Source organism: Cytobacillus gottheilii (assembly GCF_900166665.1).
GTDB lineage: Bacteria > Bacillota > Bacilli > Bacillales > Cytobacillaceae > Cytobacillus > Cytobacillus gottheilii_A.
Map to the genome: position 1 here is coordinate 119,608 of NZ_LT800494.1, position 14,477 is coordinate 134,084.

A 14,477-nucleotide genomic window follows, 5' to 3' on the forward strand; every position below is an offset into this window, starting at 1 on the left:
CTGCGTATCAATGGGAAATAATGAATGATGAAATCAAAAAATGGTCCTTCTCAGCATGTTGGATCGGCAAGGTTGAATGCGGTGATAAATGTAGCTACAATAGTTCTTATGGAATAGCTGTTTAAAGAGGTGGAAAATGAAGAATGTACATAAGCTAACGGAAGGTGCCGTATTCTTGGCGATCTTCGCCGTTTTATTAATGATAACCATCTATGTGCCGGTAATTGGTGCAATAGTTAATTTTGTACTGCCGGTGCCGTTTATGATGATTGCCGCAAAGCATGCTAGAAAGGATGCACTCCTGTTCTTTATTGCCGCGATCCTGATTTCCTTTATTACAGGAACTATTTTTGCGGTGCCTGTCACGCTTTTATTTGGTTTAACAGGACTTGTGATCGGGGATTTCCTTAGAGAGAAGAAAACCCGTTTAGAAACTTATATTGCTGGTTCTCTAGCATTCCTGCTGGCTACGCTGGGGATATATGCGGTTTCTGTTCTATTGATGGATATCAATTTTGTGGAAGAAAGTATATTGGTCATGAAAGAATCAATGGCGATGGTAAAAGATATGATGGCGGTGATGGGGCAAGAAGGGGATGAGCTATTCGAACAACTTGATGCAGGAGTTGAAATGATTCAGACATTAATCCCAACTCTACTGATCATGTCTTCATTTCTAACTGTATTTTTCCTGCAGCTCATTGCATTTCCGATTATGAAACGATTTGGTGTGGAAATTAGTAAATCTAAGCCGTTTAGAGAGCTGTCATTCCCAAAAAGTATTTTATGGTACTATTTGCTTGCTGTCATTGCCTCTTTGCTCTTTCAGCCTCAAGAAGGAAGTTATTGGTTTTTGGCACTTGTAAACTTAACCTATATTCTTCAGATTTTTATGGTCATACAAGGGTTCTCTCTCGTTTTTTATTATAGTTATAAGAAGGGGCTCCCAAATGCTTTCCCGATCATAGCTGTCGTACTTTCGCTATTATTGCCGATTCTCCTTTATATTGTGAGATTATTAGGTATAATTGACTTAGGGTTTGGATTAAGACAAAGAGTAGAAAGCAGAGATGTTTAGGAGCTGAAAGGATGCCTTCATATTTAGAAAAGCGGTCCATCCGCTATCCGATTTTTGGATTAATGGGCGTAACAGCGGTGCTTCTTGGGATATTAGCATATTACAATTGGATCATCGGTCTTATAGCATTACTTATTGCAATTCTTCCTTTTTATTTTCTGTTCAAGCTAAATAATGAACAGATCAAAGAAACGGAGGAATATATTTCAACTCTGTCCTATCGGGTAAAAAAAGTTGGAGAAGAGGCATTAATGGAGATGCCAATTGGCATTATGCTCATTAATGATGATTATTTTGTTGAATGGACGAATCCATTCCTTGCTACTTGTTTTGATGAAGATACGCTTGTGGGCAGATCGCTCTATGATGTAGCGGATTCACTTGTTTCTATTGTGAAGCAAGAGGTAGAGAGCGAAGTGATTACACTTCATGACCGGAAGTTCCGTGTCATTCATAAGCCAGAGGAACGTCTGCTGTATTTTTTTGATGTAACAGAACAGACAGAAATTGAAAAGATGTATGAGGCGGAAAGAACGGTTCTAGCTATCATCTTTTTAGATAATTATGATGATCTTACTCAAGCGATGGATGATCCGACAAGAAGTAGTCTTAACAATCTTGTCACGTCCATTCTGAATCATTGGGCAACAGAAAACGGAGTCTTTTTGAAGCGTGTGTCTTCAGAACGTTTCATTGCTGTTTTTAATGAAAACATCCTGCGCCTTTTAGAAAAAGGGAAATTCACGATATTAGACGAGGTCAGAGAAACGACCGCAAAACAGAATGTGCCGCTTACCCTTAGTATAGGGGTTGGCACAGGCGTCTCAAGCTTGCCTGAATTAGGTACACTGGCACAGTCCAGTTTAGACCTGGCTTTAGGTAGAGGCGGCGACCAGGCGGCGATTAAGCAGCCGAATGGGAAAGTGAAGTTCTTCGGAGGGAAAACCAATCCGATTGAAAAAAGAACAAGGGTGCGTGCGAGAGTTATCTCACATGCGTTAAAAGAGCTGATTGCTGAAAGTGATAAGGTAATCATAATGGGTCATAAACGCCCCGATATGGATGCGATCGGCGCGGCTATAGGCATTCAGAAGGTGGCGCAAATGAACCAGCGTGAAGGCTATATCGTCATGAATGCGCAAGAAATTGACATGAGTGTACGCAGGCTTATGGGTGAAATTGAAAAGAATGAAGCCTTGTTCTCTAAATTTATTACACCTGAGCAGGCGATGGAAATGGCTACAGATGATACATTATTAGTGGTTGTTGACACGCATAAGCCTTCTTTAGTGATTGAAGAAAAGCTGCTTGCGAAAATCGATCATGTAGTTGTCATTGACCATCACCGCCGAGGCGAAGAATTTATAGCGAATCCGCTTCTTGTTTATATGGAACCATATGCTTCTTCAACAGCTGAGCTCGTAACAGAATTACTTGAATATCAGCCGAAAACGAGCAAAATTGAAATGCTTGAAGCGACAGCTTTATTGGCTGGCATCATTGTGGATACAAAAAGCTTTTCATTGCGTACAGGTTCACGTACCTTTGATGCGGCCTCCTATTTGCGTGCGTTAGGAGCAGATACGGTTCTTGTTCAAAAGTTTTTAAAAGAAGATGTTGATACGTATATTAAGAGAGCTAAATTAATTGAGACGGTTTCTTTTTATCGAGATGGCCTTGCTATCGCAAAGGGAGATCCAAACCAGGAATTTGATCAGGTACTCATTGCCCAGGCAGCGGATACCTTGCTTACTATGGATGGAGTGGTGGCATCCTTCGTCATCTCTTATCGCTCCGACCATATTATTGGTGTCAGCGCTCGATCGCTCGGCGACGTGAATGTACAAGTTATTATGGAAAACTTAGAAGGCGGCGGGCACTTGACAAACGCAGCCACCCAGCTTCAGGATGTTTCTATTAATGATGTTGAAATCAAACTTAAAGAAGCAATTGACGATTACTTTGAAGGGAGAAAGAACGAATGAAAGTAATATTTTTAAAAGATGTAAAAGGTAAAGGCAAAAAAGGCGAAGTGAAAAATGTTGCAGATGGTTATGCACAAAACTTCCTAATTAAAAATGGTCTTGCAGTTGAAGCAAACCAATCAGCTGTCAGCACACTAAATGCTCAGAAGAAAAAAGAAGAAAAGGTGGCTGCTGAAGAATTAGAAAGTGCAAAAGAACTAAAAGAAACAATCGAAAAGCTAACGGTTGAATTTTCAACCAAAGCCGGAGAAGGCGGCCGATTATTTGGTTCAATTACAAGCAAGCAAATTGCAGAAGAACTTCAGAAAAAACACCAAATTAAAATCGACAAACGTAAAATTGAACTAAATGACGCCATCCGTTCATTAGGATATACAAAGGTTCCGGTTAAACTTCATACTGAAGTGACAGCGACTCTAAATGTCCATGTAAAAGAAGCAAACTAATATTGGAAATACAGAAATGAAATAAACATGTTACAATAGATTAGTCCTAAAAAATGTGATCGGTTCCGGCTGGTCACATTTTTTAGGACTTAAAATGGCTATTTACGTCCTTTATATATAAATTTGTTAATGATTTTGTAGATTTTTAGCGCCTAATTCTTCATATTCTTCTCTGACCGAGCAAGGCGCTTCCGCATTTCAAATTAGGGGGTTTTATTATGAATGAAGCATATGCTGATCGTCTCCCTCCGCAGAATATGGAGGCCGAACAAGCTGTATTAGGAGCCATATTTTTGGAGCCTTCCTCCCTTACTCTAGCATCTGAAATTTTAATTCCAGAAGATTTTTACCGGGCAGCACATCAGAAAATATTCAATGTCATGCTGAAGCTGAACGATGAAGGAAAAGCAGTCGACCTCGTCACCGTTACAGAGGAATTGAACGCAGCCAAGCTGCTGGAGGATACAGGCGGCGTCAGCTATTTAAGTGAGCTTGCCGGCTCTGTGCCAACAGCTGCCAACATGGAGTATTATGCAAAAATAGTAGAGGAAAAATCACTGCTGCGGAGATTGATTCGCACAGCTACCAATATTGCGCAAGACGGCTATTCCCGTGAGGATGAGGTTGAATCTTTATTAGGTGAAGCGGAAAAAAGTATTCTTGAAGTGGCACAGCGCAAAAATGCAGGTGCTTTTCATAACATCAAGGATGTACTTGTCCGCACCTATGATAATATTGAAGTCATGCATAACCGCAAGGGTGATATTACCGGGATTGCGACTGGCTTCGCAGAACTGGATAAAATGACTGCCGGGTTCCAGCGTAATGACTTAATCATTGTGGGTGCCCGTCCTTCCGTTGGTAAAACAGCCTTTGCCTTGAATATTGCCCAAAACGTAGCTGTAAAAACGCAAGAAAATGTGGCTATCTTTAGTCTCGAGATGGGTGCAGAGCAGCTTGTTATGCGTATGCTTTGTGCCGAGGGAAATATTGACGCACAGCGCTTGCGGACAGGTTCCCTCACAGACGATGACTGGGGCAAGCTTACAATGGCGATGGGAAGCCTATCAAATGCGGGTATTTTTATTGATGATACGCCTGGTGTCCGTATTACGGAAATTCGTTCAAAATGCCGCCGCTTAAAGCAAGAACATGGTCTTGGCATGATTCTAATCGATTACCTTCAGCTCATTTTAGGTAGCGGACGCTCAGGCGAAAACCGCCAGCAGGAAGTTTCTGAAATCTCCCGTTCCCTAAAGGCTTTAGCGCGTGAGCTGCAAGTGCCTGTTATTGCCTTATCACAGCTCTCCCGTGGTGTGGAGCAGCGTCAGGATAAACGGCCAATGATGTCTGATATCCGTGAATCGGGAAGTATTGAGCAGGATGCCGATATTGTTGCCTTCCTGTACCGTGATGACTATTATGATAAAGAGTCTGAAGACAAGAATATTATCGAGATCATTATCGCGAAACAGCGTAACGGCCCAGTCGGAACCGTTCAGCTAGCGTTCGTAAAAGAGTATAATAAATTCGTAAACTTAGAGAAACGCTATGATGATGCATACGCGCCGCCTGGTGCATAAAGGGATCAGTTCAAAACTGATCCCTTTTTGTTTGCTATTTTCATATATTACGAACGTATTTTAATATTTTTATAATAAATGTTCGTGTTTTGTTGACTTTTAACCCGTATTATTGATAAAATTAGTTTGTTTGAAAAGGGATTTAAGTTAACCTCGGAGGTGCATGTTAAATGTCATCAGTAGTAGTAGTTGGAACGCAATGGGGAGATGAAGGAAAAGGAAAGATCACTGACTTCCTTTCTGAAAATGCAGAAGTCATCGCCCGTTATCAAGGCGGCAATAATGCCGGACATACAATTAAGTTCAACGGTGAAACGTATAAGCTGCACTTAATTCCTTCAGGGATTTTCTATAATGATAAAATTTGTGTCATCGGCAACGGAATGGTTGTTGATCCAAAGGCGCTTTTAAAAGAGCTTGCTTATTTGCATGAAAAGGGCGTATCAACAGACAACCTTCGCATCAGCAACCGTGCTCATGTTATCCTGCCTTATCACTTAAAGCTTGATGAAGTGGAAGAAGAGCGCAAAGGTGCCAACAAAATCGGAACAACGAAAAAAGGCATTGGCCCAGCATATATGGATAAGGCAGCCCGCGTAGGAATCCGTATTGCTGACTTACTGGATAAGGAAGTATTTGAAGAAAAATTAACTCGGAACCTAGACGAGAAGAATCGTCTGCTTGAGCGCATTTATGAAACAGAAGGCTTCAAATTAGAAGATATTCTTGATGAGTATTACGAATACGGACAACAGTTTAAGCATTATGTATGTGATACGTCTGTTGTCTTAAATGATTCATTAGATGAAGGCCGCCGTGTTTTATTTGAAGGTGCACAAGGAGTTATGCTGGATATCGACCAAGGAACATATCCATTCGTAACCTCTTCAAACCCAGTCGCTGGTGGCGTAGCAATCGGATCTGGTGTAGGCCCAACTAAGATTACTCATGTAGTTGGAGTTTCTAAAGCTTATACGACTCGCGTAGGAGACGGTCCTTTCCCAACTGAATTGAACAATGAAATTGGTGACCAAATCCGTGAAGTCGGACGCGAATATGGTACAACAACGGGCCGTGCCCGCCGTGTTGGCTGGTTTGACAGCGTAGTCGTGCGCCATGCGCGCCGTGTGAGCGGAATTACCGACCTTTCTCTTAACTCTATTGATGTATTAACTGGAATTGATACGTTAAAAATTTGTACGGCATACAAGTACAAAGGTGAGGTAATTGAAGAATTCCCAGCAAGCCTAAAAGTGCTTTCTGAATGTGAGCCTGTTTTTGAAGAGCTTCCAGGCTGGACAGAAGATATCACAGGCTGCAAATCACTTGATGAGCTTCCTGCAAATGCCCGCCACTACTTAGAGCGCATTGCACAGCTGACAGGTATTCCATTATCAATCTTCTCTGTTGGCCCTGACCGTTCCCAAACAAACGTAGTCAGAAGCCCGTGGAGACAAAACTAATAGCAGGTACGACCTTTAGGCCAGAGGGGAGCTCTCTCTGGTCTTTTTTGTGTGTGGTATCGGAGCATACGGATCGGGTCGTCCCTCTAGTTGGAGGTTTGGCGGATAAATTTTTTACAGCGGATATATCAAAATAACGGCGGAAATAGTGGTTTTTTCGGCGGATATTTTCCCTGGACGGCGGATAGACAGTTTTTTTGTGGCGGCAAACGGGTAAAATGTGACGACAGTAATTTATATTCCAATCTCATTGGGTGATAGGAGTTAAAAAGCGAGTAATATGTTCAAAATATTGCATGATTTGAAGCTATTCCCGTAAATTTTTACGATATATCCTTAAAAGAGGCATTTTATCAAAAATAGTAGTCTTTAACGCAAAAACTCTATCTTTTTCCGTAAACAACATAAACTGTGTGAGTAACGAAAATTTATTTTAAAAAACTATTGTCTATTATGCAAGGCTATGATATTATAAAAAGCGTCGCCAATGAGCATTATTCATGAGCCATTAGCTCAGTCGGTAGAGCATCTGACTTTTAATCAGAGGGTCGAAGGTTCGAGTCCTTCATGGCTCACCATCTTCACTAATAATATGGCCCCTTGGTCAAGCGGTTAAGACACCGCCCTTTCACGGCGGTAACACGGGTTCGAATCCCGTAGGGGTCATCGGCATTTGGCAGCTGGGAGCAGACCGACAAGAGCGGTCAGTCTCTCAGACGCCATATAAAAATTAAATGGTCCGGTAGTTCAGTTGGTTAGAATGCCTGCCTGTCACGCAGGAGGTCGCGGGTTCGAGTCCCGTCCGGACCGCCATTTACATAATTAAAAATGTATGGCTCAGTAGCTCAGTCGGTAGAGCAAAGGACTGAAAATCCTTGTGTCGGCGGTTCGATTCCGTCCTGAGCCATCTCAAAAAAAGCTGCCTTGAAACAATCGAGGCAGCTTTTTGCATTTAAGCACTAAATTTTTTAAAAGTGAAAGATTACAGTCCATAATTTAAAACAGTTTCGAATCTTAAAATCCACTCTTCGACAAGACTTATACGCCATAAAAGTAATAAAATGTCAGTTATTATACAATTTTGTTACATTATCGCGTCTGCTCTTTTTTAGGTAGATTCATATGGTAAAGTATAGGGGTGTGAAATTTTAGTAGATACATAGAACTATGTGTTTGGAGATTTGTTACAGTAGTCTAGGAGGAGTCACAATGTATAATTGGAAAGAATCCATAACTACATATACAGTACAAACAACAGGGAAAATGTTCAGTCAGCTAAAACGTCTTTGTGTTACGGCTCTAGCCGCAGGAGCAGTTACCTTGGCTGCGGGTTCCGCTGCATATGCAGATGAGAATGAGTTAACGACTGTTTATTACGTATATATGGATCATGAATATATTGGTACCGTTTCAGATAAAAACTTAATAGAAGAAAAAGTAAAAAGACAGCTGGAAAGCTTGGAAAGCGAGTATAGTGACTTAGATGCTACCTTGAAGTCACAAGTTTCTTATATTCCTGAACAAGTATTTGCTTCCAAGGCCAATACTGATGATGAAGAAACTGCAGAGAAGATTAATACCTCAATAGCAGTAAAGGCGGAGGCATCTGCGATCGTTCTTGACGGTGAACAAGTTGCTTATTTACCTGATGAAAAGCAGGCAGAAGAAGTGCTAGAGCAACTTAAGCTCAGCTATGTATCCGAATCAGATCTGCGGGCAATAGAGGTAAGCGCAGCAGCTAATGAACCTTTACCCGCTCTTGAAGAAGATCAAACCCGAGTTGTAGATGTTTCTTTTACAGAGAATGTTGACGTCTCACCAGAAACAATAGCACCGGCTCAATTAATGACCGTTAAAGAAGCAGTCACGTTACTTAAAAAAGGTTCATTAGAAGATGAAAAGTATGCAGTAAAAGAAGGGGATGTGCTTGGAAGCATTGCTGGAGCATATGACCTGACAACGAATCAGCTGCTCGAACTAAATCCAGAACTAAAAGAAGATTCAATCTTAAATATTGGTCAGCAATTGAATGTAACAGTTTTAAAGCCTTTTGTAGATGTGATCGTACAAAAAGAAGCTTTCAGCAAAGAAAGTATTGCCTATGAAAATGAAGTAATTGAGGATTCTTCCATGTTCAAAGGCGATACAAAGGTGAAGCAAGAAGGTAAGGAAGGCTCGAGACATGTTACATATGCTATAACAGAGCAAAACGGCAAACAAACAGCAAAAGAAGCAGTGAGCGAAGAAATAATCACAGAGCCTGTTAAACATATTGTAGTAAAAGGAACAAAAGTGATTCCTTCTCGCGGTGACGGCAGCTTTGTATGGCCGGCATCAGGCGGCTATGTATCAAGTAAGCTTGGCTATAGATGGGGAAAACTCCATAAAGGAATCGACATTGCCAGACCTAGCAATCGAACAATTAAAGCGTCAGACAATGGTATAGTTGTATCAGCCGGCTGGGATGGCGGCTATGGCAATAAAATCATCATTGACCATCAAAATGGCTATCGTACGGTTTATGCTCACTTAGATTCAATGAGCGTAAGTTCTGGCCAAACGGTGCAAAAGGGATCAGCTATTGGGGTAATGGGTTCTACAGGACATTCAACAGGCGTCCACCTCCACTTTGAACTATACAAAAATGGCAGCTTGCAAGATCCTTTAAATTACGTTCGATAAATGAACTAAAAAGTCTCTAGTAATTGACTGCTAGAGACTTTTTCTATTAAACAGACGAAAACGCTGCTCAAGAAATGTGGTAAATTAAGTATGAAAGCCGCTAAAAGATGAATTCAGGCCAGCAAAATGATAAAATTTTATATAGAAAAGCGGAAGGCGCTTGCTCAGGGACGACAAGCTTAAGGCGAGATGTACTAAAGGTTGTTCTTTAACCTTTAGGGCAGATTGACTTAAGACCTCGAGTCCCTAGCGCCTGGAGCTAGACAAAAAGAAAAGCGGAAGCGCCTTGCTCAGCCCCGACAAGCTTAAGGCAAGATGGCTAGAAGGTTGTTCTTTAACCTTCTGGACAGATTGACTTAAGACCACGAGGGGCTAGGCGCTGGAGCTAGACAGATAGAAAAGCGGAAGGCGCTTGCCCAGCCCCGATAAGCTTAAGGCAAGATAAGATGGCTAGAAGGGTAATCGCTTCTCAAATTTGCACCCTTAAACATTAAATGTAAAAATAATATAAACCACCGAAATTATGCAGAACATACAAATAGAAACTATCACATTTTTTTAAAGAGAAGGGGACATATATGGATAAGAAAATTCTAGTAGTAGACGATGAAAAGCCAATTGCAGATATATTACAATTTAACCTGAAAAAAGAAGGCTTTGATGTGCATTGTGCTTATGATGGCAACTCTGCGATTGAAATGGTAGAGGAAATTAAGCCTGATATGATTCTTCTGGATATTATGCTTCCGCAAAGAGACGGCATTGAAGTTTGCCGAGAGGTCCGCAAAAAATATGATATGCCGATTATCATGCTGACAGCAAAAGATTCGGAAATCGATAAAGTACTAGGCTTGGAGCTTGGAGCAGACGACTACGTAACAAAACCATTCAGCACGAGAGAGCTTATTGCACGAGTGAAGGCAAACTTAAGAAGACATCAGCAGATTTCGGAGCGTGCGGTGGAAGAAGAGGAAACCAATGAAATTGAAGTCGGTGCTTTAACCATTCATCCGGATGCCTATATTGTTTCGAAACGCGGAGACCAAATTGAGCTGACACACCGCGAATTTGAACTTCTACATTACCTGGCAAGACATATCGGACAAGTTATGACGCGTGAACATCTGCTGCAAACAGTATGGGGTTATGATTACTATGGAGATGTCAGAACGGTTGATGTAACCGTAAGAAGACTGCGTGAAAAGATTGAGGACAATCCAAGTCATCCAACATGGATCGTTACACGACGAGGAGTGGGGTACTATTTGCGTAATCCAGAACAGGAGTAAAAGAAATTGATGAACAAGGTTGGGTTCTTTCGCTCGATTCATTTAAAGTTTGTGATCATCTATGTATTGCTGATTTTTATTGCCATACAAACCATTGGAGTCTACTTTGTCCGCCAGCTGGAAACAACCTTGAAGGATAACTTTAAATCAACGATTGAAGATCGTGTAGACTTGCTTGCTTATTACTTGGAGGAACAGCTGTCTAAGGATCGGAATGTCGAGGATGAGAGCGCACCGACATTGCAGGCTGACATTTATCGCTTATTGCGCGATTACTATTCAGAAGATGTGACAGAGGTGCGGGTTATTGATGAATACAACCGAATACTCGGTTCATCTGATCCAGATAATCAGTATTTAGTGGGACAGACCGCTATCGATACGATTATCAATAAAACATTGGCAACGAGCCAGCCGGCAAATGAAGAACGCATCGATCGGCAAACAGGAAATCGGATTTGGAGACTTGTGACGCCAATTGAAACGAATGGAGAAATTGTTGGAGTCATTTATTTAGAAGGCAAAATAGAAAATGTATATGAACAAATGAAGCAGATCAATAAAATCTTTGCTTCAGGTACGGCAATTGCCTTGGCTATAACAGCGGTTCTTGGTGTACTGCTTTCCCAAACGATTACCAAGCCGATCTCTGATATGCGTAAACAGGCTTTAGCTATGGCGAAAGGGAACTTCTCGCGTAAGGTTAAAATATATGGTCAGGACGAAATTGGGCAGCTTGCGATGACGTTTAACAATTTGACGAAGAAGCTGCAGGAAGCTCATGCGACCACTGAGGGTGAGCGCAGAAAGCTATCCTCTGTTCTTTCCTATATGACAGACGGGGTGATCGCAACGGATCGAAAGGGACGTGTCATTTTGATCAATGATCCCGCGGCTAAAATGCTGAATGTTTCACGTGAAACAGTACTGTCTTCCTCCATTGTTTCGCTGCTGGAGTTAGAGGAAGAATATACATTTGAAGCCCTTTTGGACGAACAGGATTCAGTCATTTTAGACTATAGTGATCAGCCAAACCCACTAATTTTGCGTGCTAACTTTTCAGTCATTCAAAAAGAAACTGGCTTTGTAAACGGCTTGATTACAGTACTGCACGATATTACCGAGCAGGAAAAAATTGATATGGAACGCAGAGAGTTTGTGGCCAACGTTTCACATGAATTGAGAACACCTTTGACGACAATGAGAAGTTACCTGGAAGCACTGGCAGAAGGAGCTTGGGAAGACCAAGAAATTGCGCCGCATTTCTTAAATGTAACGCAAACAGAAACAGAGCGGATGATTCGCCTTGTAAATGACCTTCTTCAGCTTTCAAAAATGGACAGCAAGGATTATCGCTTAACAAAGGAATGGATTGATTTTATTCCGTTTTACAATCGAATTATTGATCGCTTTGAATTTACGAAAAGTCAAAATGTTATTTTTGAACGAAGGCTGCCTGAGCATTCAATTTTTGTAGAAATAGATGAAGATAAGCTGACACAAGTGTTGGATAATATTATTTCGAATGCCTTAAAGTACTCACCTGAAGGCGGGAAAGTCTCGTTTAAGATTGAAGATCAAGAAGGCTACATCATCATAAGTATCTCTGACCAGGGAGTTGGGATTCCAAAAGAAAATCTCAGCAAAATCTTTGAACGTTTTTATAGAGTCGATAAGGCTAGAACAAGAAAGCTTGGCGGCACTGGATTAGGACTCGCCATCGCTAAAGAAATGGTGGAAGCGCATGGAGGGAAAATTTGGGCTGATAGTATAGAAGGCAAAGGGACAACCGTTTCATTCAGTTTGCCTTATGACCGGACAGAAGAGGATGAGTGGGAATGACGTATGAAAATATTAAAAATGTCATATTAGTCATTTTAGTCGTCATGAGCGGTGTTTTAACCTGGACTCTATGGACGTATCAGCCTAACCTCGAGCTGCTGGAAAATTTCAAAACGCTAAAAGAAGAACCCATCGGTCCTACTAATGAATTCAGCAAGCTCGTCTTGCCTGAGAAGGTTGTTTACCATTATCCGAATAACGAACACTATGGAACAGTTGATATTGGCGAAATCAACAAAACGATTAACGAAATTAAAGAGTGGAACTTAACCGATTTCGAGGACAGAAGCGATGAAGCAGATGTATTAATCTCTTCTATGTATGAGCCTGGAAATACGGTGATTTCTTTTCCTGATAATGTCCCGATCGAGCAATACAAAAATGTGATTGCCATTGATGATGAGGTTCCATTATTGTTTGAATTTGACCATATTGTCATTAATTCAAATAATCTGGACAGGGAGGACGGAATTGTCTATTTTATGTCCAAAAAGTCTAATACAGTCTTTCAAAGCCATGTAAGAGCGTCTCTTGTCCAATCCTTTAAAGATAAGTATTTTGAGAACTCGATTTTCAACGAGAACTTTTCTAAATATTTTCGATACCAGCCATCTGGCGGAACGACGATCTTTGTTCCTTCAGGTGAAAGAGAACTTGTAAAGTATCAATATTTATCTGAGGAATTCGAGTCCGATCGATTTAAAAACCTTCTATTCAGTGAACCTACGATTGTTCAGAAAAATGTCCAGTCTACAATGGAAGAATTCACTGATAGCTCCAGCCTGCTGAGGGTTATGCATGATTCCAATACGATTTCCTTTATTAATTTTGATACAAGTTCTGAATGGTCTCCTGTAGACAGTAATCTCTTAACTGAAAGCATTGATTATGTTAATAGTCACGGAGGCTGGACAGACAATTACCGCTATGATTCGTTTGATCTAGCCAGTAATCGAGTTGTTTTCCGGCAGTATGAATTAAATGGATACCCAATTTTCAGTGATAGCTCAAGTAAGTCAACGGTTCAAGTAAGCTGGAGTCAAGGGAAATTCCGTGAATATAGAAGAAGCAATTTTTCTTTTGATGCACCTCTTTCTGATCATATAAAGGTTGGTCTTCCTTCAGGTGAGGCAGTTGTCAACTATTTGGAGAAGCTTGATGGAATGGAATTGAATCAGCTTGAGGATATAAAAATTGGCTATAAAATGACAAAGGATCCACAAACCAAATTAATTTATCTTGACCCTTCCTGGTACTACTTATATGGCGGGAATTGGATTATGTTGTCCATGGAGGAGACAGGAGGGATTAACCGTGGATTGGAGTAAAATCAAAACCATTTTTATTATCGCTTTCCTGGTACTGGATGTGTATCTCGTCTATGAATTTACAAAATTACGGGATGCCAGCGAATTGGCGCTGGAGTCAGAAGCGTCAGTAGAAAATCGGTTAAGAGCTGATGGCATTGAGTTTCCCGAACTGAAGAAAGACTACAATGAAATAAATTTAATTAATGCTGAACGCGAGGAATTCACAGAGGAAGATCTGGAAGATGCAAAGTTTGATGAGCAATCTGCTGAAATCAATAGAGGCAAAGAATTAGTCGTCAGTTTAGATGAACCTTATTCAATAACTGAAGATGCCGATGCTGAGGAACTGAACACCTTTTTAGATACTTATGTCATTCATGCAGACCAATATGCATTTTGGGAAAAAGGTGAAACAACGATTACCTTCTATCAGACTTTCGAAGGAAAAATGTTTTACAAAAACAATAATGGCCGGTTAACGCTGTTCTTGAATCCAGAGGGAGAAATCGTTTCTTATACTCAAACACTGCTCACCAATATTGAAGAGCGTGTAGAGGTTGAGGATCCGGTTCCGCCGCTTAGTGCAATGGAGACGTTGTATCAAAACAGCAAACTGCTTCCAAATTCAGTTATTACGGATGTAGAGATCGGTTATTACACATTCTTAAGTGAAAATACGACTACCTACACACTTACGCCTGTATGGCGATTTGTAGTAGAGGATCAAGGAAGTCTGTATGTAAATGTAAAGTATGGCGATATCATCGATTTAAGCAATATAGAGAATAATTAATGGGGG

The 14,477-nt window shown here is 40.9% G+C and carries 10 protein-coding genes and 4 tRNA genes; all 14 read left to right on the forward strand.

Annotation, left to right across the window (positions count from 1 at the left end):
* Nucleotides 1–136: 136 nt before the first annotated feature.
* The 14 genes from B7E07_RS00930 to B7E07_RS00995 all read left to right on the forward strand — a co-directional run bounded on the left by B7E07_RS00930 (nucleotide 137) and on the right by B7E07_RS00995 (nucleotide 14,471).
* A complete protein-coding gene (locus B7E07_RS00930) occupies nucleotides 137–1,078 on the forward strand; it encodes a YybS family protein (protein WP_080843632.1) in 942 nt (313 codons plus the stop codon).
* Nucleotides 1,079–1,089: 11 nt separating this feature from the next.
* Complete coding sequence (locus tag B7E07_RS00935) at nucleotides 1,090–3,063, forward strand: DHH family phosphoesterase (protein WP_080843633.1); 1,974 nt, start codon at nucleotides 1,090–1,092, stop codon at nucleotides 3,061–3,063.
* Nucleotides 3,060–3,509: a 50S ribosomal protein L9 gene (rplI, locus tag B7E07_RS00940; protein ID WP_080843634.1), complete on the forward strand. Its 450-nt coding sequence runs from the start codon at nucleotides 3,060–3,062 to the stop codon at nucleotides 3,507–3,509. The genes B7E07_RS00935 and rplI overlap by 4 nt, the downstream gene beginning before the upstream one ends.
* A 218-nt stretch (nucleotides 3,510–3,727) precedes the next feature.
* Nucleotides 3,728–5,092 carry a replicative DNA helicase gene (gene dnaB, locus B7E07_RS00945; RefSeq protein WP_080843635.1) on the forward strand — a complete coding sequence of 455 codons (1,365 nt, stop codon included), beginning with the start codon at nucleotides 3,728–3,730 and terminating at the stop codon, nucleotides 5,090–5,092.
* 170 nt (nucleotides 5,093–5,262) lie between these two features.
* Nucleotides 5,263–6,555, forward strand: a complete 1,293-nt coding sequence (locus tag B7E07_RS00950; RefSeq protein WP_080843636.1) for an adenylosuccinate synthase — start codon at nucleotides 5,263–5,265, stop codon at nucleotides 6,553–6,555.
* 502 nt (nucleotides 6,556–7,057) lie between these two features.
* Nucleotides 7,058–7,133 (forward strand) — tRNA-Lys (locus B7E07_RS00955).
* Between the two features lie 16 nt (nucleotides 7,134–7,149).
* A tRNA-Glu gene (locus tag B7E07_RS00960) sits at nucleotides 7,150–7,221 on the forward strand.
* Between the two features lie 70 nt (nucleotides 7,222–7,291).
* A tRNA-Asp gene (locus tag B7E07_RS00965) sits at nucleotides 7,292–7,368 on the forward strand.
* A gap of 21 nt (nucleotides 7,369–7,389) precedes the next feature.
* Nucleotides 7,390–7,462, forward strand: a tRNA-Phe gene (locus B7E07_RS00970).
* A 302-nt stretch (nucleotides 7,463–7,764) separates the two neighbouring features.
* Nucleotides 7,765–9,237, forward strand: a complete 1,473-nt coding sequence (locus B7E07_RS00975; protein ID WP_080843637.1) for a M23 family metallopeptidase — start codon at nucleotides 7,765–7,767, stop codon at nucleotides 9,235–9,237.
* A gap of 578 nt (nucleotides 9,238–9,815) precedes the next feature.
* Entirely contained in the window at nucleotides 9,816–10,526 is a 711-nt protein-coding gene (gene yycF / locus B7E07_RS00980) for a response regulator YycF (protein ID WP_080843638.1), read from the forward strand.
* A 9-nt stretch (nucleotides 10,527–10,535) separates the two neighbouring features.
* Nucleotides 10,536–12,368, forward strand: coding sequence for a cell wall metabolism sensor histidine kinase WalK (walK, locus tag B7E07_RS00985; protein WP_080849064.1), 1,833 nt, complete (start codon nucleotides 10,536–10,538; stop codon nucleotides 12,366–12,368).
* Complete coding sequence (locus B7E07_RS00990) at nucleotides 12,365–13,696, forward strand: YycH family regulatory protein (protein ID WP_080843639.1); 1,332 nt, start codon at nucleotides 12,365–12,367, stop codon at nucleotides 13,694–13,696. Before walK ends, B7E07_RS00990 begins: the two co-directional genes overlap by 4 nt.
* A complete protein-coding gene (locus B7E07_RS00995) occupies nucleotides 13,683–14,471 on the forward strand; it encodes a two-component system regulatory protein YycI (RefSeq protein ID WP_176215081.1) in 789 nt (262 codons plus the stop codon). Before B7E07_RS00990 ends, B7E07_RS00995 begins: the two co-directional genes overlap by 14 nt.
* Nucleotides 14,472–14,477 lie beyond the last annotated feature (6 nt).

What these genes read in the sequence shown, in the direction of transcription:
- B7E07_RS00930 (WP_080843632.1), top strand. Translation starts at nt 137, where the DNA reads ATGAAGAATGTACATAAGCTAACGGAAGGTGCCGTATTCTTGGCGATC.
- B7E07_RS00935 (WP_080843633.1), top strand. Translation starts at nt 1,090, where the DNA reads ATGCCTTCATATTTAGAAAAGCGGTCCATCCGCTATCCGATTTTTGGA.
- rplI (WP_080843634.1), top strand. Translation starts at nt 3,060, where the DNA reads ATGAAAGTAATATTTTTAAAAGATGTAAAAGGTAAAGGCAAAAAAGGC.
- dnaB (WP_080843635.1), top strand. Translation starts at nt 3,728, where the DNA reads ATGAATGAAGCATATGCTGATCGTCTCCCTCCGCAGAATATGGAGGCC.
- B7E07_RS00950 (WP_080843636.1), top strand. Translation starts at nt 5,263, where the DNA reads ATGTCATCAGTAGTAGTAGTTGGAACGCAATGGGGAGATGAAGGAAAA.
- B7E07_RS00975 (WP_080843637.1), top strand. Translation starts at nt 7,765, where the DNA reads ATGTATAATTGGAAAGAATCCATAACTACATATACAGTACAAACAACA.
- yycF (WP_080843638.1), top strand. Translation starts at nt 9,816, where the DNA reads ATGGATAAGAAAATTCTAGTAGTAGACGATGAAAAGCCAATTGCAGAT.
- walK (WP_080849064.1), top strand. Translation starts at nt 10,536, where the DNA reads ATGAACAAGGTTGGGTTCTTTCGCTCGATTCATTTAAAGTTTGTGATC.
- B7E07_RS00990 (WP_080843639.1), top strand. Translation starts at nt 12,365, where the DNA reads ATGACGTATGAAAATATTAAAAATGTCATATTAGTCATTTTAGTCGTC.